This is a genomic window from Hymenobacter sp. B1770 (assembly GCF_049896385.1).
GTDB lineage: Bacteria > Bacteroidota > Bacteroidia > Cytophagales > Hymenobacteraceae > Hymenobacter.
The window spans coordinates 1-21,038 of sequence record NZ_JAFCUF010000015.1; the positions used below are offsets into that span (position 1 = coordinate 1).

The following is a 21,038-nucleotide window of genomic DNA, read 5'->3' on the forward strand; positions in this document are numbered from 1 at the left end:
GGTCCAAGGAGGGCTGCCCGGTGTGGCTGTACAGCGCCCGGGTCTCGTCGTAGAGAAACGTCCAGTCGACCAGCTCGGCCAACCGGCGGTAGAGATTATGCGGCGGCACCCGCTCGGAGAGCCGAAAGCGGGCCACCTCTTTGTCGAGAAACTGCTTCTTGCCTTGCATACTCCTTTTACGAACCACCCAGGCCACCAGGATGGGAGTTCTGCAACAGCCACCACCGTTTGGCTGAATGTTGGTTTAAGACCTCAAGACTGGCAAACGCCTAAACTTTTGCGACGTCATCGCGCCCAGACCGGGGCCGGCTTTGACTTCACCAACGTCGACCGAAGCACCCCCAAAGTTGGACTCTTTGTTGCAGAGATCGGCGTCAACGCTATGAACCAAACCCGCACCCGTCGTTGCTTCCCGGCGGCCTTCAAAGCCGAGGTGGCTTTGGCCGCCCTAACTAGGCGGCAGTCCTTGGCTGAACTCGCGGTCCGCTACCAGGTATCGGCGGCGCAGATCTGCCGCTGGAAGGGTCATTTGCTGGAGAAGGCGGAGCAGGTCTTTGCCGAACCGGCCCCGTCAGACGTGGAGCCGCTCTACGCGGCCATCGGGCGGCTGCAACTGGAAATCCAACTGCTCAAAAGAATGCTGCCACCCTGCTCCTAGCCCCGCCGCGGGCCCTGCCCTGCGCACGCAACGGCGCGGCCCCCAGCCGCACTCAAGGGCCACGGCTTACCCACAACCTAGCTGCTTAGTCACCTTCTTGCGCTTGGCGCAGGCCCGTCGTTCAAGAAGCCCGTTCTCCGGCAAGCTTACGCATCTGCCTCAGCGGTCTTACCGGCTTGCGCCGGGCTGTTGCAGGACCGGTCAATCCCCATCGGGAAGGAAGCCGGCCGTTTCGGCTGGGTTCGCGTACCCAGCATTCATGCGGGCCGGTACCCTCCAAGTCCTTCTTTCGTTAAGCTTCATCAGAATGAACGACGGGGGTACCCGCCAGACTGTACATCGCCCATGGGAAAATTGGCCCTGTTATTTCTGCTGCTTACGGGGCACCTGACGTTCGCGCAGACCTATGCCATCCGCGGCCGGGTGGTTGAGGCCCCTGGCCAGGCGCTGCCCGCGGCCTCTATCCTGTTGTTGCAGGCTGCGGACTCGGCCGTGGTGGCCAACACCGTGACCAACGAACTGGGCCGCTTCGTCCTGGGCAGCGTCGGGACCGGGGCCTACCTGCTCAAAGTCAGCTTTGTGGGATACCGGGCCGCTTTTCGCACCGTCGCCCCACCGATGGAGGCCGACACCCTGGACCTGGGGTTGATTACCCTCACTCCGGTGCCCGTGGGCTTGAAAGAAGTCACGGTCACGGCCGACGTCAACCCCGTCACCGTCAAGCAGGACACGGTCGAGTACCACGCCGGCGCGTTTGCCCCCCGGCCCAATGTCGATGCCGCCCAGCTGCTGGCCCGCCTGCCGGGCGTGGACGTGGGCGCCGACGGCAACGTGCGGGTGCAGGGCGAAAGCGTCACGCGCATCTTCGTGGAGGGCAAGGAGTTCTTTGGCGGCAACCTCCAGATGGCCCTGAAAACCCTGCCCGCCGACGCCATTTACAAGATTCAAGTCATCGATGGGCAGTCCGAGGCGGCCCGCTTTTCGGGCATTGATGACGGGCGGCGCGAGAAAATTATCAACCTCACCCTGAAGGCCGACCACAAGAATTCGGGCTTCGGCAAAGCCACGGCCGCGGCGGGCACCCACGGCCGCTACGGCGCGCAAGGCAACTACACCCGGCTGCGGGGCGAAACCATGCGGTCGGCCTCGGCGTCCAGCAACAACGTTAACAACCGACCCCTGACGGGCGGCACCGCCCCGGGGGCCACCACGGACCGGGCCCGGTCGGCCTCGCCGGGCGTGGCAACCACGCATTCGGCGGGCCTTACAGCCTTTGAGAAGCTCAGCCCGAAAACCTCCGTCAACGGCAATTACATTGGCAACTACTCCATTGCCCAGGTGCGCACCAACCTGTTGCGGCAAAATTTCCTGCCCGAGGGCACAGCGTTCTATTATCAGAACAGCGGGCAGCGCACGAGCACGGGCCTGCACAACGCCATAGCCGGCGTGGAGCACCGGGACTCATTGCGCACGGTCAAGCTCAACGCCTCGGTGACCTACGCGAGTACCGACGTGTTGAGCACGGAAGCCCGGCATTCGTTCGGCGTGGGCGACACGCTGGAGAACGAAGGCGTGCGGGACGCCCGCACCCGCACCGGCACCGGCAGCCTGCAAGCCGGGGCGTTCCTGGGGCAGCGCTTTGGCCGGTCGGACCGGCTGCTGACTTTCAGCGGGGAAGGCCAGGTCAACCAGGACCGGACCCGGGGGGCATCCACGGCTTTGACCCGGTTTCGGCAGGGGCCCGACGAAGTCCAGCAGCAACGCAACGCGCAGGACGGCCAAGACGGCAGCTTCAGTGCCCGGATGGCCTACACCCAACCCCTGGCCCCGCAGCAGTACGTGGAAGCCGCCTACGCAGTATCGAACCGGTCCTCCCGGTCCGCACTGGACGTGTTCGACCTGCTGCTCGACCCGAACCTGCCCGACCCTGAGCAAAGCACGCGGTTCCGCTTGCGCTTTCTCTTCCAGCAGGCCGGGGTTACGTACCGCCTCAAGCGCGGTAAATTAAATTTCTCGGCCGGCGCCCTGGCCCAGCTCTCTCGCCTCACGGGCCAGGCCGCGGCCGGCGGCGAGGGCGTGGACCGGCGCTTCGCCAACGTGCTGCCCGCGCTCTCCGCCAACCAGCAGCTGAGCCGCTCGACCCGGGTGGCGTTCAATTATAGTACGGCGGTGCGGGAGCCGACCCTCGCCCAGCTGCAGCCAGTGGTGTCGCGCTACGACCCGCTCAACCAGTACCTGGGCAATCCTAGCCTGCGCCCTGAGTACCTGCACCAGGGCAAGCTGACTTTTACCGGGGCCCGCGGCACGGCCGGGGCCTTTCTGTCGGGCTCGGTGAACGCCACTGTCTCGGCCAATCCCATCACGGCCGCCGTTACCCTCGACGAGCGGCAGGTGCGCACGACCCGGTACGTGAATGTGGCCCAAAGCTGGTCGGCTGCGGCAGTGATGAGCGTGAGCATGCCCGTCAAAAAGCTGAAAAGCCGCTTCACGCTGAGCCCGTACCTGCGGCAGGGGCAAAGCGCCACGCTACTCAACGGCGTAGTGGGGCGCATCACGCAGCAATCGGCGGGAGGCGATGCGCGGTATACTTATCGGCTTCCGCAGTTGGTGGAGGTGAATCTGCGCGCCGCGCTAACTGCGACTTCGGCGCGCTACCCGACCGCTCGCCCCGGCAACGCGTCGTTCCTCAATACAAGCTATTCGGCCGATGCCACGGTTCAGTTCCTGAAGAAGTATGCCGCGTCGACCGATGCATCCTACCAGCGTTTCGTGAACACCGGCGCCGGGCTGGCGCAGGCCATCCCCTTGCTGAATGCCTCGCTGTCGCGGCTGGTGCTGCCCGATAACCGGGGCGAGTTCACCCTCTCGGCCCACAACCTCCTGGACCGCCGCCTCGGCGTCAGCCAAACGGCCACCATAAACTTCCTCGAGCAATCGACGCAGAACGCCCTAGGCCGTTTCTTCCTGCTGGGCTTTACCTATAACTTCAAACCCGCCCGAAGCATCCCATAAGGGCCCGAGAAATATGAGTAAGTCTCTGGATATGATGAATACTTAAATACTAAAAGATTATTATATTGTGCAGTAAAAATCAAAATACTTGTCGCAGATCAATTTTTTCTTAAATCCTTACAAATTCCTGATTACAGACTGGTTAACAATTCGCTACATAATTTTGGCATTTATCGCGTTTTTAGCAGTTCTTTTATCCATTTCAAACTCCGCCTTAATGAAATAGAAGCGACTTGCATTCCATCATGTTAGCTTTTCATGTTCCCGAATTCGTTAAATATGGCGAGCAACTTCCATGCTAGCATTTTAATAGTCTGAGGTTTATAGAAAACGTAAAAAGGCTCATGTTTTACCCTTTTTTCACAAATACCATGAAAAAGCTCAGTGTAATTTTCGCCACCTTCCTGCTCATGTTCCTAGCTGCAGGTACCAATAAAGCCCAAGCGCAAGTAACATTACCAGTTATCTCGACTGTAGGCCAACTTGTTTCCGGCCTAGTCACAGTTAATGTCGGCGACATAACCATTACTGACGTAATTGATGTCTCAAACGTGCTCAACAATAACAACGTACCCATCAACGTTAACATCCTCAACAACGTGTTGAATAACAGCCCGATTGCCAGCAACAACAGCAATTTACTCAATGACCTGCTGAATCTTTCTGACAACCAAGTTGTGGTGGGCGTGCTGAGCGGTGGAATAGTTGTCGTACGTAATTTGTAATACAGACAACCTAAAGCATTTAGATGCCGCAGTTCCTATTTGGACTCGTTCCTAGTAATATTAAAAGGCCTGGCAGTAATTACTGCCGGGCCTTTTGCGTGCTTTTCATATGAATTAGGCAAGCACAACCCTACTTGTTCTAAAACGCATTTTTCGCACCGCGCCAGCTGTTATTCGTAAATTCCATTCCGGCTTGTTTGGACGGCTACTGTTGCCAGCGAACAAAAGAAAAGCCCCGCGCCCTCGACTGAGGAACGCGGGGCTTTTGCCGTAGGCGAGCTGGCAACTACAACCTTTCGGGCTTGCACAAAGATACACGGCTGAAATTTTCAGCCCGCCCCCTGGAAAAGAAGGCAAGAAAGTTAGGACGTGTACCCCCTATGCGTACCCTTAGTAAACAAAAACCCCTTCCACAAGGTGTAGAAGGGGTTTGTAGTGGCCACGTTAGGAATGCAACCCACATTCAGGCCCCGTACTCAAACCGCTACAAACATAGCTCAATGCAGCTAATAGGGCTTGTTTTTCCTTTGTCCTATCGGTTTAGATGTGGTGTAAATACGGTATGAATAAGATTTATTGTCCTACAAACTGTCCTAAATAGGACAGACTACTTATCTTTGAAACGGCAACTACAACCCGTTTCAACGTGGCAAAAATCTCCTTCCTGCTGAACGCGCCCGGCGCGGATAAGCCTACCCCCATCTTCACCTTCCTGAGCTTCGCTGGCAAGCGGGTAAAGGTGTACGCCGGCCGTTCCATTCACCCCCGGCAATGGGACGAAACAGAGCGCCGCGCCCTGACGCGGGGCTACCCTCGCAACGGGGCAATCAATGACTGGTTAGAGCTGCTGGCCGAAAGGCTGAGCACCTGTGCCGATGCCCACCTGGCCGCCGGCACCGTGCCCACGGCTGAGGAACTACGGGCGCTGGCTGAGTTTGAAACCCCGGCTGAGCCCGCCCCCGTGGCCGTAGCCCCCGGCGGGCTGTTCTGGCAACGCTTCGCGGAATGGGTAGTTTACACCCGCACCGCCGGCAACGTGGCCACGGCGCAAGCCCACGCCACCGCCGGCCGGCACTTGAGGGAGTTTGCCGAGCTGAATAAGTACGCGATTGACTTTGACACCCTAACGCCCACCGTGGGCGACCGCTGGACAGCCTACCTGTTGGAAGTAGCCGGCCTGACGGATAACACCATTAGCAAGAATTTGGCCCGCCTCAAAACGTTTATGAAGTGGGCGGCCAAACGCGGCTACACCACCAACACGGCCCTTGACCGGGTGACATGGGCGCAACGGGAGCCCGATGTATTGACGCTAACCATTGCCGAGATGGCCGCCATCGAATCGTTGCCCCTGGCCGTGGGCTCCCGCCTCGAAAAAGCCCGCGCCTGGTTTCTGCTGGCTTGCTATACGGGGCTGCGGTATTCCGACCTGGTGAGCATCAAACCCCAGCACCTACGGCCCGCGACGGCTACCCTTCCGGCGCACTTGCGCCTGACCGCGAAGAAAACCCGCGCCGTGGTAACCGTGCCCCTGAGCGCCCGCGCCCTCGACATTGTGAACCGGCTGCTGGCTGGGGAACTGGCCAGCGTAAAAAACCAGCCGATTACCAACCCCGTGCTGAACCGGTTTCTAAAGGAGCTGGGGCAACTGGCCGGCATCGATACCCCCGTAGAAGTGATACGCTACCGGGGCGGCATTGCCGACGTTACGACGTGCCCGAAGTACGAGCGGCTGACCGTTCACACCGCCCGCCGCACATTCGTAACCCTGAACCTGGGCAAGGGCATGAGCGCCGAATTTGTAATGAAGCTGAGCGGGCACACGTCTTACAAAGCCTTTCAGCGGTACGTGAACCTGACGCCCCAACGCGTTGCTGAGGAATTCGCCCGGTTCCACGAAATGCCGGAATAAGTAGGAGGAACCCGACAAAACCCGACAGCGCAACGCGCCCGCGCAATGCGGGGCACGGTTGTATTATTACCCCCCACAAAAGAGCTGGCAAGCTATGAACCCTGTAAACGACCCAACGCTGTCCCCAGCGGCTCTAAGGACTTTCTATCTGAAAGCGTTAGAGCATCCGGCATTTGTTGCTGAACTAACAGCGTATCAAGTTTCTGAGCTGCTGAAATACGCAAAGGATATTTACTGGCAAGCCTGCGAATTGGCGGCCAACCTACTGGAAATCAAAACTGACTACCCGTACCCCAAAGAATATAAAGGGGGTAAGGAGTTTGATTACTGGCTAGAGCGACAAAGCACGGTGCCCGAAAGCCAAAAGGTGCAAGCCCTATGCGCCCGCCGATTAGATTCCACGCCCCCAGCTACCCAGCCCGCAAAGGGTACCCCCGCCGCCGATGTGCGCCGTTACTTTACCAAAGCTGCTGCTATTCACGGCACCACGGCCGACGATGCAAACGCCCTACACCAGTTAGCCGTGTGGCTGCTGCATTGGGCCGAACGACCGAACGGCAAACGGTACTCATTAGCGGGCCAGATGTGCGAGCAAAGGGATAGCCACCCCAACGCAAACAAGTTCTTGAAAGCTTGCGCCCGGCTGCATGAGGCATTAACACCGCTGGCTGCAACTGAACAAGAAACCAAAGTCTTACTAGGCAAGGAATACAGTGCCTACTCACGTAACAACTTAGAAGCGGTATTGAAATGGTGGGCGGGCTGGATACGGGAGCAAATAAAAGCCCAACGCGACCCCGCCGGGGCTTATATGGCCGCCCTAAAACGGATGCCCATTGTAGAAGAACATGACAACGGCACCCCGCGCTATTCGGTGCCGCAACACTTGATAGACTGGGATGGGTTTGCAGCCGATATAGCCCCATTAAGGCAAGCATTTGATGACGCTTTGCCAGCCCTAAGCATTGACCAAAAGAAAGCGCTACGCCTAGATGTTAAGGCATTGATTGGCATTGATAGCGAGCGGCTAAAGCGCCAACAGGAAATGTTTGAACGTCAAGAATATTTCCCGGCCAACCTTCCCGCCGATTACCCACAATTACGGTTTGAATTGGCGGGACAGCCGGGCGGCTTATCCCATGCCCGCCAATGGGTAAGCCAGACCTTTTGGTTTGGGTTGCGTGCCGTGCTGCTTTGCAAGCAAATAGAGGCCCGCGCCGCCTTTGAAAAGCTAAACGCGTTGCTGGGGGAAGCCCCACTCATAGCTGCCCCCCAACCCCTCGACACGCCGCCCGAGCCGGCCGACCTCGAAACCGAATGGGCTGACCTATTGAAAAAAGGAGTAAAATTCTCCCTTGCCGAGCTTGATGAACTGCTGACAAAAGCAGGGCTATTACTTGACGCTGGCCCCCGAACCCCCACCCCAGATTTTAAGGGTTCGGCGGTAGTCGGTATCATTGTCGCACTACGGGAGCAGGGCTATTTAAAGCATTCTAACAATGCGAAAATAGCCCGAATTCTATCCCACCACTACGGCGAAGATATAGCAAACAAACACACCCTTGCCCGTAATTACACGCCAATGCCTGAACCCGCCAGCCTGCCCTATACCCGTGCCCTGGCCTTTCTGCCTAAGCGGTGAATTTCTACAGTTCTACATTATTTCTACAGTCTGTAATTCTGTAAATTCTGCCCCCCGCTGGGCAGTCTCTTTACAACGCCAACCCGGTTCATACCCCCGGCTAAGCGTTGTAAAATGCCCACCCTAATAACAGCGGGAATAGACTACCCACAATTCTTTGATGACTTACGCGCCGTTATTCGGCACGAACTTCAAAGCCACGCCTCGGCCGCGCCTGTGGGCAACGCCGCCCCAGCCGATGAGCTGCTGACGGTGCGCGAAGCGGCTGAGTTGCTAGACGTGACGGTGCAAACCATTCACGAGCACAAGAGAAAAGGTATATTACCCTATAAAAAGCTAGGTTCTCGCACGTACTTTTTGCGGGCCGATGTGCTGGCCGCGTTGCAGGGGCACCAGCGCACGGTGAAAACCGGGAAGGGGGGCGGCCGTGGTTAAGCTCCCCAACACGAATTTGGTAACCGGCCGGGCGCTGCTGATGACGCGCCGGGGGCTGTCGGTCTTTCTTGACACGCTCCCCAGCCTCGACTTTTCAGAAACAGGCCGGGGCAACGTGGCCCGCCGTTTCGCCTTATCGGATGCTGAGCTAACCGCTGTGCTGGCTGCTTATCGGAAAGGCCGAAAGCAATGAGCGCCGTCGTATTGCCTACCCCCGCCCGGCCGTTCGGAGCCGACACGCTGGCCTGTGCCCTTGCCCTAACTGGCAAGGCCACGCCCACGGCTGTTGCGCTGGCTACGGCCCTGGCTGAAATGTACCCCGCCGGCACCGGCCCCGCCGTGTCCGACTTGCTGGCTGCTGGCTGGCTGGTGCCCACTGTCGACGGGCGCGGCCTACGCCAGCTGCCCCTGACCCTAGCCGAGCAAGATGAACGGCTGGCAGCGGTTGAAGAACTGAACACAACCGGACAGCCCAACGCGCCCGCGCAAGCCGAGGCCGTGCCCGAACTAGTAGAAGGCCCTGCCAGCCCGCCCGCCCCCCGGTTCAGCTACTACCGGGGCGGCATTGCCACTACCACGCCCGACGCGGCCATTACCCCGGCTCAGCTGCACACGGTACTGACCTCGCCCCGGCACCGCCCCCAAACCGATGCCCTACGCGCCGCCCCCGTGGGCAGTCCTGAGCGGGCCGAACTGAAAAAGGGACTCGACTACGTAACGCCCGCCGGCACCTTCACCCGGCGGGCCAACACGGGGCTGGAACGTTCGTCGGGCCTGCTAGTGCTGGACTTTGACCACGTGCCCGACCTGAGCGCCGCCCGCGCCGCGCTATTGACCGATGAACTGCTGGGGCCGGAACTGGTGCTGCTGTTCACCAGCCCCAGCGGGGACGGGCTCAAAGCCTTTGTACGCACCGACCCCACGGCCGCCCACCTCGACACCTTCCGCGCTTGTGCCGACTACCTGGCCGCGCATTACGCCGCCCTGGGGCTGGTGCCCGACGAGGCCGGCAAGGACGTAGCCCGCGCCTGTTTCGTGCCCTACGCGCCCGATGCCTGGCTGGCTCCCGCTTACGCGGCCTGACCCCTACACCCCCACTCTTAAGCTGGCAACAATGGATATTAACAAGTTACGGGCCGCAACGCCCGCTCCCCCGCCGCATTCCGCTACCAGTACGCGCGCGTACACGCGCCCGCCCACGCCCGCGCGTATTGCTCCAACAATGCCGGCCGATGACGTGCTGGGCTGGTGCCTGACCCACTACGAAAGCCGGCACGGGCCGCTGCCCACCGTGGGCGGCCGCAACCATTGGCTGACGGCCCTGGGCTACTTCTGCAACGAACGGGGCGTACCCCTGGCCGAACTGGAAAGCCACGCCCTGGCCAGCTACGCCACGCCCGACTTTGAGAGGCGAGAAATTGAGCAAACCCTACGCGGCATCTACACCCGCGAAGCCGCCGCCCACGGCCGCAAGCCCTACACAGCGGCCGGGAATAAAACCGATTTTACCGCCTATTCCGGACAAAAAGCAAAATTGCAGGCTGCGCCCTTGCCCGACACCTTCCCGGCGGCTGTGTACGACGCACTACCCGACTACCTACGGCGCTGCTGCCAGCCCTTCGAAGGCCACGAAAAAGCCGTAATGCTGCTGGGCACGTTGGCCGTGTTGTCGGGCTGCTTTCCGGCCGTGGGCGGCACCTACAACAAGCGCCGGTTTGGGCTGAACCTGTTTGCGTTCATCATTGCCCCGGCAGCCAGCGGCAAGGGCACCTTAGCCTGGGCACGGCGGCTGGCCTGGCCGTATCACAAAGAACTGACCGACGCGAGCCACGCGGCCCGTGCCGAGTACGAAGCCGAGCTGGCTGCCTACAAAAACGCCGGCAAAGCCAAAGCCAGTCTGAGTCCGCCGCCCGATGCCCCGCCGCCGCACAAGCTGCTGTACTTGCCGGGCAACACCACAGCCGCCGCGCTGGCCACGGCTCTGGCTGAAAACGACGGGCGCGGCATCATGTGCGAAACCGAAGCCGACACCCTGAGCGGGGCACTGGGGGCGGACTTTGGCAACTTCAGCGACGTGCTCCGCAAAGCCTTTCAGCACGAACCCGTGTCGCTGCTGCGCAAAACCGACCGGCAACACCTCGATTTGGCCCGCCCCGCCCTGAGCATTGCCCTGACCGGCACCCCCGGCCAGCTGCCCCGGCTGATGCCCACGGCGGAGGACGGATTAGTGAGCCGGTTCCTGTTCTACACCTTCGCGCAAGCCCCCGCCTGGCAAGACGTGAGCCCCAGCGCCGGCCCGCCCCTTGATCCGTATTTCGACACCCTGGCCGCTGAACTAACGCGCATGATTAAGGCCGCGCCCGTGCCCGACGAAACCGGCGCGTACCCCGTGGAAATTGCGTTATCGGTAAGCGACTGGCAGCGGCTGAACGCGGCCGGCGCGGCGGGCCTGACCGATGCCACCGCCCACGGCGGGGGCGCGGGAGCTAGCCAAGCGTTTCGGCTGGGGCTGATAGCCTTTCGGGTTGCCGGGCTGCTGACCGTGCTGCGTTGCTTTGAGAACGGCCAAGCCCCGGCCGGCCGCCTCGAATGCGACCCAATTGACGTGAGCACCGCCCTAGCTATTATGGACACAGCCCGCGCCCACGCTCTGGCTGTGCTAGCCGCCTTGCCTAACCCCCACGGCGGGCCCGGGGGCGGGAAGTTCGCCGCGAAGGCCGAGCAGGAAACGCGGGTACGCGAGCTACACGCGCAAGGGCTGAGCGTTCGGGACATAGCCGAGCAAGTGGGCATCCACTATTCCACGGTTTCCCGCTGGCTGAATCTGCCCTGAGTGTTGCAACTGTTGCACGTTGCAAAAGCGCAACGCAACACTTTGCAACACCACTTTTACCCCTAACGCCGTGGGCTGTGCCCACCTTCAACCCCAACCGTATGCGCTTTACTATTCTGGAAAAAATCAAGGCTGAAACCCCGCTGGCTCACTTGTTCAATGCCTACCTGAGCGGCCTTTCCACGCTGGAAATCTTCAGCACTCCCCGCGAATCAATGCGGGCGTGCCGGCTGGCGTTTGCAGCCGAGGCACGGGGCGACGTGCCCGCCCTCTCCATTCTTGACCAAGCCCAACGCTATTATGAGCTAACGGTGTTGAGCAACGCGCTGGGTAGTCTGTATTGGCACATCGAGCAGGCAGCCGAACTGCTGGATAAGTTCTATGCCGAACACGGGGGCGACCTGACCGCCTACGCGAAAGCCCACCGCCGGTATATGCTGACCGAATACGGGGACGGCGAAGATGCCGACTGGCACCACAACGGCACGGGCGACCCCGAAGCGGGCGAAGGCTGGGAAGTAACCGAAACCGACGACCCCGCCCGCCTGGCCGAATACAGCCTGCACCAAGAGTTGGGCCGGTTCTTTCCCGACCCCGAAAGCCACGGGGAATACATCGGCACCAGCAGCCCGATTGACTTTCATCGCTTTACCGTAGCCGTGGAACACCAAACCGACTTCGCCCCGCGCAAGCTGTTCGCGGCCGTGGGCGGCGTGGAAATGCCCCTGTATAGGCAAGATGAGAACGGCCATATGGTGCCTATTCCTGTGATTGACCAGATAGAGCGGGAAATAAATGAGGACGTGGCCAACGAACGGCTAACCGCTTATTTCTGCGCCGTACTGAACGCGGCTCAACACTTAGCCGAACTACACGCCACCATGCCCCCCGATGACGCGGCCGGCTACGCGCTGCTACACGAATGCCTGAGCAATATGCTGGCCGTGAAACTGGAAGCATACCCGCCATTTTAGAGCCACCGGGTAGGGGGTCTAATTGTCTAAAGCCGCCCACGCCCACACCGTAGAAGCCCGCCGCACACGCATACGTGCATAATAGAACCCCAAAAGTCCCGACGTATTTTCACTGTAAACAACAATAAAAAACAGTCCCATGCCCTACGAAACTGGAACCAGCGGCAACCCCACGGGCCGCCCCAAAGGAGCCGCCAACAAAGCCACGGCCGCCGCCCGCGAAACCATTGCCGCCGCCCTGGCCGGGGCCGATGCCGTGAAGCTGGCCGCCCAACTTGACAGCCTGACCGGCAAGGACTACATAGATGCCTATGTGAAGCTGGCCGAGTTTGTAACCCCCAAGCTGCAACGCACGGCCCTGGCCACTGACGAAGCAAACAGCCGAATAGAAGTCACCATGAACTTAGGCGACGCCAGGCAAAGCCTGCTGGACAAACTGATTGCAGCCAGGGGCGTTGTGGAATGACGGTCCGCCCTGGTAATTTTGTCGCCTTGTAAAAAAAGCCCCGCGCCCTCGATTGAGGAACGCGGGGCTTTTGCCGTAGGTGGAGCTGGCAACTACAACCTTTCGGGCTAGGGCAAATAAGCCACTTGGCTCATCTGCGGTTGTAGTAGGGATAATAATCTTAACCACCTTAATCATTGAACCAACAATTCTTCTACTTTTTTTCCGCTAAACTTATAGCTGTAACCCTCTAACTTGCTTATTACCGAATCATCGTATGTAATATATGCACCTGGCTCTATTTCACTTTCAACAATGATTGTCGAAGATGAGGTATTTAATTTCAAATCTTGATTTATAAAGTTATTTTCGTCTAACAAAATTTTCCCTGCAGACAATGGCTTAGTAGATTGGAGTCTACTAGCTAAATTCAAGCAATATCCAGATGATTTACTTTCCTTCGCAGGAAGAACTACATTAGTAAAAGCACCCTTTTGCGGCGTATTATTTTTATCAATATGAGTAGAGTCATAAGCGATTCCGTCAAAACTACTATGATTCCTGACCCACTGCAACAACAATTGAGGTAGTATATACTCTGGCTTGAAATTATCACTTGGATTCTTAACCTTAATTGTGCACAAAGCAATCAGAGGCCATTTCATTAAGCTATTAAACCAATTTAAATGATCCAAAGAATAAGCATCGATATCCCAAATTAGATTAAGGAATCTAACCGGTGCCTCTGGGACATGGTGCATTTGCACGTAGTGCAGTGAATTTAAATTCGGGCAGCCAAGTTCCTTCCAACAAGTATATAAATTATTAGATAGGTAAAGTGATGGAGTACCTGCAATACTGAACCTTTGATTTTTAACAAGTCCTCTTTTTGCAAATGAAATATGGAATAATTCATTCATAAAGAGCTCAGTTTCATTTGATACTCTTGCTCTATACAATGGAGCATAAAACGTGACTCGCCATCTTATGCCAGGCTGCTCCTTATTATCTATATTCAGTGTGTTATATAAAAGAATATAAGCAAGTGCTGGCTGGCCATCTAAATAAAGCTCAATAGTCTTAATTAGGCCATTAATGAATTTTTCTTGCCTGCTTATAACAAGAGACATATTTTCGCCACTTATACTATTACCATTGCCTTTACCAGTAATAGCAGAAACCGATTTCAGCTTTGTTAGATATTGAGTGAGTATTTTTTCAACATGCGGCAAGAAATCCCCATCGTACTCTGTAGGAGTATTGAAAATTGGATCTTTCAGTAAGTCATAGATACTTATTTCCATTGTTGTTACAACCTAGAACTTATAAAGGAGAGCCAGGAATTAGTTGACTAATACAGCATTAGTTTTTACAAAAATTTCCATTCGCAAAACTACTGTTTTCCTAACGATTTGCCTTTTCATGGAGGTTTTCCGAACGTCTATTCAGTCCCCAGCAAACGAGCGTTAATTGGATACAATGGAGTTCACGAAACTTATCTCCATTAGGCATTTCGTGAACTTTGATTAGTAGACGAGTTTCTTAAACTCGCCAGACGCTGCAGCAACAGGTAGGCCGCCTAATAGGGGCTGTTGCTAGTAGTTCAGAAAATCGAGCGTTCTAACTAAGGCGGGCTTATGGTGTAAGTTTGAGTTGATAATTTTTACTGTGGCGTCCTTCGCGAACATGCAAGCACTTTTACACCTCAAGGCCTGGCAACTTTTTGTTCTCTTGTTCGGGGTGCCGGTGGCGCTCCAAGTGGGGGTGATGTCGGTTCTCTTTACCGGACAGCCGGGGCCTTGGGCCGCGGTAGGCATTCTAGTCGTCGCGTTCCTGACCCTGGGGCTGCTGCTGGCGTGGTTTTATGCGCTGGGCACTCACCTGCACAGCCGGCTGCCCGCCACGGCTCCGATGAGCCTGAATCGGTTTCGGATGGCCGCCTTCCTGCCGGTGGCGTACGTGGGCCTGCTGCTGGGGTACGGCTGGAACGCCTTCCGCGGCGGGACGCCAGACGGGGTGAACGGAGGTGTGATTGCCGTGTTCGTGCTGCTCCACTTATCGTCGATGGCGGGCATTTTCTACTGCCTCTACTTCACCGCCAAAGCCTTGAAAACGGTGGAACGAAACGCGCCCGTGCCCCTAAGTGAGTACGTGGGAGAATTTTTCCTGCTCTGGTTTTATCCCGTCGGCCTCTGGATGCTGCAGCCTCGGGTGAACCAGTTGTTTGCTGCAACGCCGACGGAAACGACTGAATAAAGAAGCCGGGCTTGGTTGTTCACCACCGGTTCACAGAAAGGGTGGCCTTACTGCCATTGGTTACCTATTTGCAAATCCACTCGGCAATGTCTTTGATGATGGCCGCGTCGGCATACACTAAGCTGTGCCGAATGTTGCGTTTCGCCAACCGGCTAAAATGGGCTTCGTACACGTGCAGTTCATTCGCGCCCAAGTGGTAAGGGCGGGCGTCTACATCTGTCCGCAACAGGAAAATTTGCGAGAGGGATTCCCAGCCGAAAAACAACGGATTGGATTTGATGAGCAGAGAGCTCAGCAGTATAAACGGCACCAGCCAAAACAGGAGGGCAAAAACCGTCTGAAGGAACGACATGAAGTAAATGGAGGCATATGTAAAAGTTTCATCGGCTTTATTGTTCAATAATTCGCTCGCAATAACCGCTGCAACTAAGACAAAAAGCCAGAGCATAGCAATTGACGCAAAGCGATTCACGATGAATTGCGCCGCTGTATTTATGCGGCCGTACAGGCGCAGGAAAAAGCTGCCCATAAATTGAGAAAAGTGCAAGAGCATACCCGCTTCGTCTCCTTGGAATACAACCGATAACGAAGCATAGGTGGTGTCACCACCGATGTCTAAAATGGCTTTTTTTGCTTGCGCGGAGGCTTCCAGAACAGGGCCAAGATTCTTGAAAAATAGAAACCCCTTTTTGGCCAGTGGCCAGGTAACTCCGGGCAACGAATAGAAAACTCCAATGAACGTGAAGATCATCCCTGTTCCACCACTAAACCAAGCAATGTATTGGCCCAAATAGAAAAAAAATAATACATTAAGGGCAATGGTAAGCGTAAATAGTAACGGCCCAAGAGTCACCGCTGCGATATAGGGCAGCACCTGCATTGCCGAGGCCAGTTCCCGTACTTGTATATTCAGGAACGGCGTGGCCATAGTGACCACCTTCAGTGTAAACGGCAACACTCCCAAATTTTTGACGGCGTACATGATGACGTTGCCGCCGTGACTGTGCCCAATTACCACTTGTTCTGCCGTGGGGTACTGGTGGTGCATCCGCCGCAAATGCTCGGCTAAGTGGGCGCCGCCGTCCAGCCGTGCCGAATGCAGGTTTTCCCCGGACCAGTTGAAGGCGGAGATGACGGCCTCGTGCTGCAAATGCCCCGCCAACTGCTGAGCGAAGTCAGAGGCGGGCTGTATCCATTCAGCATTTTCGGCAAAGGTGCCATGCACCAGCGTCACCGCATACGTCGGATTTGCTGGGGCGGTAGAGTTGAGAAGCGTGGGCATAAGTCGTCGCCGAAGCTGGGTAGGGCACCTCAAAGCTAAGTTACGTCACTGGTGTTTCCTCAGCTTATCCAGCAGCTGGTGTCCGTAAGGTTAGCGGGTGGCTATCGCCTTCGCCCCGCCAAGGCTGTGCCGTTTTGTCCCATTTCAAAAGGAGGACAGTCATTAAAAAGCCCCGCGCCCTCGATTGAGGAACGCGGGGCTTATTAAATAATTAAGCGCCTTTAGTTAAGTCTAAGGGTTGTGTACGGAATGTAGATATCAGTAAAGCTGCCCTCAGATTCATTCTGCGTACGCCAAGATGTTACATTCTTTTTTTTATCTCGGTAAACACCTTCTGAGTCCGGCGTAAACCCTGTCATCATCGGAAGTATTAAATGATCCAGTTTTTCTTGCGGTAAATCGCCATAATAACGGCTAACTGCTATCCTTTCAAGACCATTTTTATCATTAAAGTATAGGTTAATTGACGTATTATGTAGCTTTAGGTTTTCATAGACAATGATATGGGTTGAATGCTTAAACTCGTCTACAACCTTCTTGAAGTTTTTGGTTAATAGTATTTGATTAGTAATCGCCTCTTCTTTTTTGCCCCAGTAACTATTAAAGTTTGTATCATGAAAATCATTATAACCCGTATCTGGACGCACAAAGCCTAGGTAGTTCGCATCTTGCGAGAAACAAATATTATTAGATAACAGGAACAGCAAAAATAGTATCAGCTTTTTCATAGTAGGTGAAGTATATCCATTGCAAGTAAGTAAGCTATTCTAACATAACAAGCAGGCTGCCCCTTCTCTCCTTTAGATTAAGTAACGCTTCCATAAAAAAGCCCCGCGCCCTCGACTGAGGAACGCGGGGCTTTTGCCGTAGGTGGAGCTGGCAACTACAACCTTTCGGGCTTAGGCAAATATACGCCCGGCAAATGTTTGCGGCTTTCCTATTAAAATGGGAGCTGACCAATAGCCAGAATTTCATCCTCGTAATAACAATCCCAGTGCGGCTCACCCAGCCAGTAAACGTTTACCCGATGCCGCCCGCCTGGGGGCCCCAGCAATAGTTGACCACGCCAACGTATTTCGATGAATGTTGTATCGCCGGGCAAGTGCACAATGTCACCTACGCGAAAGCGGTAGCCGTTGCCAAACATGGCTAGTTCGAATCTGGCAGCCAATCCGGTAACTTCACGAACATGGCGTAATCGGGCAGTCGGTCATCCTCGCTACCAGCTTCAAAAGCAAAAAGGTGCGTGACCCGGTTCTGGTCAGTGTCATAGTTCAGCTCAACAAAAAACCCATCGGGCATTTGGTAAAGGTTGACCGCTTGGTGAAAATCATCCCAGCGCCGGGCGATGTATATCCCTTCCCGGTACACATAAGCTTGTTGTACCTCGTTGGATAGGACATTGAAGGAATGGATGGTCATTTCACAACTCGATTAACCAAATTTGTCCTACATGCCGTCCTATGCACAAAGAAAAACCCCCTAAACAAGCTGTAAAGGGGGTTTTCAGTGGCCACGTTAGGAATCGAACCTAAATCAAGAGCTTCGGAAACTCTCATACTATCCGTTGTACGACGTGGCCGGGTCTGGATAGGAGTGCAAAAGTAGCCTCAAAAGCGAGTTTGACCAAATCTATTGCTACAATTCCTCAAGACCTTGCCAGAACTACCACAACCCAACGGGCTCAAATGCAGTTAAGCCAACAGTGCTTTCCAGTTAAAAACTTTCACTTTCTACACTCATTTATGAAAAAGAATCTGTACACGGCCGATGCCTCGGCCGTTGGTGGCCGTAGCGGCCACGTTCGTTCCGCCAGCGGCACCATCGACCTGGATATGTCGGTTCCCGAAGGCTTGGGCGGCAAAAAAGGCGCTACCAACCCCGAAGAGTTATTTGCAGCCGGCTACGCTTCGTGCTTTCAGCAGGCATTGCTGGTTATTGCCCAAAAAGCCGGCGACCAGCTCGACAATGATACCAGCGTAAAGTGTTCGGTCACGCTGTTTCAGGAGGGCGAGGCCTATGGCCTGAGCGCCATTCTCGACGTTGACTTGAAAAAGTTCGACGAAGCTAAAACCATTGATATGGTACGTCAGGCCCACAAAATTTGCCCCTACTCGGTAGGTACCAGCGGCAACATAGAAGTGGAGCTGCGCGTGCAGGGCAAGGCAGTACCGGTAGAAGCAGAAGAGAACATCGGCGTGGCCGAAGAAAAATAGATAGTTATGAGTTGTCAGGCGCACGCGTCAATGACCGCATGAGTAAATTAAAAAGCCCGTCTGATTACTCAGACGGGCTTCTTTATGGCCGATTATCACTGACAACCGACAACTATTAACTGACAACTAACTAGGCAGTAGCCAACACTTCTTTCACGCGGGCGGCAGCATCCTTCAGCAACACGGCCGAAGAAACCTTCAGGCCGCTTTCGTCGATGATGCGGGCGCCTTCCTCGGCGTTGGTGCCTTGCAGGCGCACGATGATGGGCACGCGGATGTCGCCGATGGCTTTGTAGGCCTCTACCACGCCGTTAGCAACCCGGTCGCAACGCACGATGCCGCCGAAGATGTTAATCAGGATGGCCTTCACGTTCGGGTCCTTCAAGATGATGCGGAAGCCGGCTTCTACGGTCTGGGCATTGGCTCCACCCCCTACGTCGAGGAAGTTGGCAGGCTCGCCACCCGAAAGCTTGATGATGTCCATGGTGGCCATGGCTAGGCCGGCGCCGTTCACCATGCAGCCCACGTTGCCGTCGAGCTTCACGTAGTTCAGACTGTTCTGACTGGCTTCTACTTCCAAGGGGTCTTCCTCGTTGAAGTCGCGCAAGGCCACGAAATCTTTGTGACGGAACAGGGCATTTTCGTCCAACGTCACCTTGGCGTCAACGGCCAGGATTTTGTTGTCCGACGTTTTCAACACGGGGTTGATTTCGAACATGGCGCTGTCGGTTTCGTCGTAGGCCTTGTAGAGGGCGGTCACGAACTTCACCATTTCCTTTTGTGCCTCACCTTCTAAACCAAGGTTGAAGGCAATTTTGCGAGCCTGGAAGCCCTGCAGACCCACGCCCGGGTCGATGTGCTCGCGGTGGATTTTCTCGGGATGCGCCTCGGCTACTTCCTCGATGTCCATGCCACCCTCGGTGGTGTAGATGATGACGTTTTTGCCGGTGGCGCGGTCGAGCAGCACGCTCATGTAGTACTCTTTCGGCTCTGAGTCGCCGGGGTAGTACACGTCTTGGGCTACCAGCACTTTGTGCACTTTGCGGCCTTCGGCACCGGTTTGCTTCGTGACGAGCTGCATGCCGATGATGTTGCCGGCAATCTCCTTCACTTGCTCCAGGTTTTTAGCGAGCTTCACTCCGCCCCCTTTGCCCCGTCCGCCGGCGTGGATTTGCGCCTTGATGACGTACCAGCTGGTGCCGGTGTCGGCGGTGAGTTTCTCGGCGGCGGCTACGGCCTCCTCGGGCGTGTCGGCTACGATGCCTTCTTGCACGCGCACGCCGTATTTTTTCAGGATGTCCTTACCCTGGTATTCGTGAATGTTCATAAAAACGGTAAAGGGGTGGGGTTTATCTTCGCTGACCTTCGGTTGCTGACGCGAAAGTACGCCTTCTGGCTCTTATTGCCCATACCAACGCGACAGTACTGCCTCGGCGGGCTTGTGCTGAGGCGTAAAATCGGCATGACGCCGGGCTGGTCCATCAGCGGCCAGGCCGGGATACCATTTCCAGATAAACATGCCTTTCAGCCACGGCAAACCCCAACAGGTCCTAAATAAGGCTTCGTAACAACGGGCCTGGGTCGCCTCGTCGGGCGTGGCGAGGGCCGCCGTGCGCTCCGGCCACTCCCAGGGCCGGGCAGCAGCGTCGGGGGTGGTTTTGTAGCCCACTTCGGTGAAAACGATGGGCTTTTTAATTTTTTTCTGCCAAGCCGCGAGCTCCCGCAAATGGGGCTGCCAACCTTGTACCAACGCTTCAAGCGAAGGATTGGTCGCAGTGCTCAGCGGGAAATAGGCTTGAATGCCCACGTAATCCAGCGCGTCCCAAAACTTAATTTGCTGGTATTCGATGCTCCAGTTGGCAGCGTAGGTGAGCGGGCCGTGGTACACGCGCCGAATCTCACGAATGAGCTTGCGCCAGGCTTTTTCGTGCGCCGGCTCGGTGGCATGCAGCAGCTCGGTGCCGATACAGAGGCCGTCGAATTTCGCCTCCTCGGCCACCTTGGCGTAGTGCAGGATGTAGCTGGAGTAGCTGGCAAACCAGGTATCCCAGTCTTTCTGGCTGGTCATCTTGATGTCGCCGGGCCAGGTGCCGTTGCCCCGCACCCACAGGTGCGGCTTCATGAGGGTGCGGATGCCGTGCTTGTGTGCCAATTGGGCGGTATGGATAAGGCCGGCGTCGCTTTCGCCCCAGTAGCCACCGCGGCCGGGCCGCCGCTCCGTTCGCACCTTGATGGCCGGCTCATTGGCCCCGGCCTGCCAGCCGAAGGGCATTTGGGCTATCCACGTCACGTGGGCTTTGCGCAGGGGCTCCAGCTCGGCGGCCGTAGTGGAGTCGCCGCCCACCCAGCTCACGCCGCGCAGGCGAGTGCTGTCGTAGGCCAGGGCGGCACGCCCCTCCCCCTCCGTAAACAGGTGGCCATTGCCAGCAGCTGACAGCTCGCGGACCATGTTCGGGCCCGCGTTGCCAGGGCGGCGGGGCCACGACCATAACGCCAGCAAAGGCAGAATACCTAGACCCAATAAGGCCACTGGCCACCAGCGGCGCCACAAAAACAAGAGTTGGGGCATGGGAAATAGTCCAGTCACAAGCAGATAACTTTTACGCCAAACGGTTTGCTCGGTATGTACAAGCGGTCCAGCTTCGCTC

The 21,038-nt window shown here is 56.5% G+C and carries 19 protein-coding genes and 1 tRNA gene; 13 read left to right on the forward strand and 7 right to left on the reverse strand.

Annotation, left to right across the window (positions count from 1 at the left end; genetic code table 11):
* The first annotated feature begins 277 nt into the window (after window positions 1-277).
* The 11 genes from ACP7AJ_RS20265 (at window position 278) to ACP7AJ_RS20315 (ending at window position 12,657) form a co-directional block, all read left to right on the forward strand.
* A complete protein-coding gene (locus ACP7AJ_RS20265) occupies window positions 278-658 on the forward strand; it encodes a transposase (RefSeq protein WP_426062031.1) in 381 nt (126 codons plus the stop codon).
* 345 nt (window positions 659-1,003) lie between these two features.
* Entirely contained in the window at window positions 1,004-3,670 is a 2,667-nt protein-coding gene (locus ACP7AJ_RS20270; protein WP_426062032.1) for an outer membrane beta-barrel protein, read from the forward strand.
* Window positions 3,671-4,041: 371 nt separating this feature from the next.
* Window positions 4,042-4,395 (forward strand): hypothetical protein, encoded by a 354-nt coding sequence (locus ACP7AJ_RS20275; RefSeq protein WP_426062033.1) that lies wholly within the window; start codon window positions 4,042-4,044, stop codon window positions 4,393-4,395.
* A gap of 646 nt (window positions 4,396-5,041) precedes the next feature.
* Window positions 5,042-6,307: a tyrosine-type recombinase/integrase gene (locus ACP7AJ_RS20280; RefSeq protein WP_426062034.1), complete on the forward strand. Its 1,266-nt coding sequence runs from the start codon at window positions 5,042-5,044 to the stop codon at window positions 6,305-6,307.
* A 94-nt stretch (window positions 6,308-6,401) separates the two neighbouring features.
* Window positions 6,402-7,949 carry a hypothetical protein gene (locus ACP7AJ_RS20285; RefSeq protein ID WP_426062035.1) on the forward strand — a complete coding sequence of 516 codons (1,548 nt, stop codon included), beginning with the start codon at window positions 6,402-6,404 and terminating at the stop codon, window positions 7,947-7,949.
* Between the two features lie 114 nt (window positions 7,950-8,063).
* Window positions 8,064-8,384, forward strand: coding sequence for a helix-turn-helix domain-containing protein (locus ACP7AJ_RS20290; protein WP_426062036.1), 321 nt, complete (start codon window positions 8,064-8,066; stop codon window positions 8,382-8,384).
* Window positions 8,377-8,577 carry a hypothetical protein gene (locus ACP7AJ_RS20295; protein ID WP_426062037.1) on the forward strand — a complete coding sequence of 67 codons (201 nt, stop codon included), beginning with the start codon at window positions 8,377-8,379 and terminating at the stop codon, window positions 8,575-8,577. The genes ACP7AJ_RS20290 and ACP7AJ_RS20295 overlap by 8 nt, the downstream gene beginning before the upstream one ends.
* Entirely contained in the window at window positions 8,574-9,467 is an 894-nt protein-coding gene (locus ACP7AJ_RS20300; protein WP_426062038.1) for a BT4734/BF3469 family protein, read from the forward strand. Before ACP7AJ_RS20295 ends, ACP7AJ_RS20300 begins: the two co-directional genes overlap by 4 nt.
* Window positions 9,468-9,606: 139 nt before the next feature.
* On the forward strand, window positions 9,607-11,217 hold the full coding sequence (locus ACP7AJ_RS20305) for a DUF3987 domain-containing protein (protein ID WP_426062039.1): 1,611 nt from the start codon (window positions 9,607-9,609) through the stop codon (window positions 11,215-11,217).
* Window positions 11,218-11,318: 101 nt separating this feature from the next.
* Window positions 11,319-12,191, forward strand: a complete 873-nt coding sequence (locus tag ACP7AJ_RS20310; protein ID WP_426062040.1) for a hypothetical protein — start codon at window positions 11,319-11,321, stop codon at window positions 12,189-12,191.
* A 139-nt stretch (window positions 12,192-12,330) separates the two neighbouring features.
* Window positions 12,331-12,657 (forward strand): hypothetical protein, encoded by a 327-nt coding sequence (locus tag ACP7AJ_RS20315; RefSeq protein ID WP_426062041.1) that lies wholly within the window; start codon window positions 12,331-12,333, stop codon window positions 12,655-12,657.
* Between the two features lie 173 nt (window positions 12,658-12,830).
* Here the strand turns inward: ACP7AJ_RS20315 and ACP7AJ_RS20320 are convergent, their stop codons facing one another.
* A complete protein-coding gene (locus ACP7AJ_RS20320) occupies window positions 12,831-13,940 on the reverse strand; it encodes a hypothetical protein (protein WP_426062042.1) in 1,110 nt (369 codons plus the stop codon).
* A gap of 382 nt (window positions 13,941-14,322) precedes the next feature.
* Here ACP7AJ_RS20320 and ACP7AJ_RS20325 point away from each other — a divergent pair, with 382 nt between their 5' ends.
* Entirely contained in the window at window positions 14,323-14,892 is a 570-nt protein-coding gene (locus ACP7AJ_RS20325) for a hypothetical protein (RefSeq protein WP_426062043.1), read from the forward strand.
* Between the two features lie 64 nt (window positions 14,893-14,956).
* Here the strand turns inward: ACP7AJ_RS20325 and ACP7AJ_RS20330 are convergent, their stop codons facing one another.
* The 4 genes from ACP7AJ_RS20330 to ACP7AJ_RS20345 form a co-directional block, all read right to left on the reverse strand.
* Window positions 14,957-16,174, reverse strand: coding sequence for an esterase/lipase family protein (locus ACP7AJ_RS20330; protein ID WP_426062044.1), 1,218 nt, complete (start codon window positions 16,172-16,174; stop codon window positions 14,957-14,959).
* A gap of 221 nt (window positions 16,175-16,395) precedes the next feature.
* Window positions 16,396-16,902 carry a hypothetical protein gene (locus ACP7AJ_RS20335; RefSeq protein ID WP_426062045.1) on the reverse strand — a complete coding sequence of 169 codons (507 nt, stop codon included), beginning with the start codon at window positions 16,900-16,902 and terminating at the stop codon, window positions 16,396-16,398.
* Window positions 16,903-17,323: 421 nt separating this feature from the next.
* Entirely contained in the window at window positions 17,324-17,596 is a 273-nt protein-coding gene (locus ACP7AJ_RS20340; protein ID WP_426062046.1) for a hypothetical protein, read from the reverse strand.
* Between the two features lie 88 nt (window positions 17,597-17,684).
* Window positions 17,685-17,756 (reverse strand) — tRNA-Arg (locus ACP7AJ_RS20345).
* Between the two features lie 163 nt (window positions 17,757-17,919).
* On the opposite strand from ACP7AJ_RS20345, the gene ACP7AJ_RS20350 reads away from it, so the two are divergent.
* A complete protein-coding gene (locus tag ACP7AJ_RS20350; RefSeq protein ID WP_426062047.1) occupies window positions 17,920-18,390 on the forward strand; it encodes an Ohr family peroxiredoxin in 471 nt (156 codons plus the stop codon).
* 130 nt (window positions 18,391-18,520) lie between these two features.
* Here ACP7AJ_RS20350 and sucC read toward each other — a convergent pair whose 3' ends face one another.
* Both sucC and ACP7AJ_RS20360 read right to left on the reverse strand, forming a co-directional pair.
* Window positions 18,521-19,717 carry an ADP-forming succinate--CoA ligase subunit beta gene (gene sucC / locus ACP7AJ_RS20355; RefSeq protein WP_426062048.1) on the reverse strand — a complete coding sequence of 399 codons (1,197 nt, stop codon included), beginning with the start codon at window positions 19,715-19,717 and terminating at the stop codon, window positions 18,521-18,523.
* A gap of 72 nt (window positions 19,718-19,789) precedes the next feature.
* Window positions 19,790-20,959, reverse strand: coding sequence for a glycoside hydrolase family 113 (locus ACP7AJ_RS20360; RefSeq protein WP_426062049.1), 1,170 nt, complete (start codon window positions 20,957-20,959; stop codon window positions 19,790-19,792).
* Window positions 20,960-21,038: the final 79 nt, after the last annotated feature.

Excerpts from the sequence above, each read along its gene's own strand:
- sucC (WP_426062048.1), bottom strand. The coding sequence starts at position 19,717 with ATGAACATTCACGAATACCAGGGTAAGGACATCCTGAAAAAATACGGC.
- ACP7AJ_RS20360 (WP_426062049.1), bottom strand. The coding sequence starts at position 20,959 with ATGCCCCAACTCTTGTTTTTGTGGCGCCGCTGGTGGCCAGTGGCCTTA.
- ACP7AJ_RS20325 (WP_426062043.1), top strand. The coding sequence starts at position 14,323 with ATGCAAGCACTTTTACACCTCAAGGCCTGGCAACTTTTTGTTCTCTTG.
- ACP7AJ_RS20305 (WP_426062039.1), top strand. The coding sequence starts at position 9,607 with ATGCCGGCCGATGACGTGCTGGGCTGGTGCCTGACCCACTACGAAAGC.
- ACP7AJ_RS20320 (WP_426062042.1), bottom strand. The coding sequence starts at position 13,940 with ATGGAAATAAGTATCTATGACTTACTGAAAGATCCAATTTTCAATACT.
- ACP7AJ_RS20315 (WP_426062041.1), top strand. The coding sequence starts at position 12,331 with ATGCCCTACGAAACTGGAACCAGCGGCAACCCCACGGGCCGCCCCAAA.
- ACP7AJ_RS20330 (WP_426062044.1), bottom strand. The coding sequence starts at position 16,174 with ATGCCCACGCTTCTCAACTCTACCGCCCCAGCAAATCCGACGTATGCG.
- ACP7AJ_RS20335 (WP_426062045.1), bottom strand. The coding sequence starts at position 16,902 with ATGAAAAAGCTGATACTATTTTTGCTGTTCCTGTTATCTAATAATATT.
- ACP7AJ_RS20340 (WP_426062046.1), bottom strand. The coding sequence starts at position 17,596 with ATGACCATCCATTCCTTCAATGTCCTATCCAACGAGGTACAACAAGCT.
- ACP7AJ_RS20285 (WP_426062035.1), top strand. The coding sequence starts at position 6,402 with ATGAACCCTGTAAACGACCCAACGCTGTCCCCAGCGGCTCTAAGGACT.
- ACP7AJ_RS20275 (WP_426062033.1), top strand. The coding sequence starts at position 4,042 with ATGAAAAAGCTCAGTGTAATTTTCGCCACCTTCCTGCTCATGTTCCTA.
- ACP7AJ_RS20310 (WP_426062040.1), top strand. The coding sequence starts at position 11,319 with ATGCGCTTTACTATTCTGGAAAAAATCAAGGCTGAAACCCCGCTGGCT.
- ACP7AJ_RS20300 (WP_426062038.1), top strand. The coding sequence starts at position 8,574 with ATGAGCGCCGTCGTATTGCCTACCCCCGCCCGGCCGTTCGGAGCCGAC.
- ACP7AJ_RS20270 (WP_426062032.1), top strand. The coding sequence starts at position 1,004 with ATGGGAAAATTGGCCCTGTTATTTCTGCTGCTTACGGGGCACCTGACG.
- ACP7AJ_RS20290 (WP_426062036.1), top strand. The coding sequence starts at position 8,064 with ATGCCCACCCTAATAACAGCGGGAATAGACTACCCACAATTCTTTGAT.
- ACP7AJ_RS20350 (WP_426062047.1), top strand. The coding sequence starts at position 17,920 with ATGAAAAAGAATCTGTACACGGCCGATGCCTCGGCCGTTGGTGGCCGT.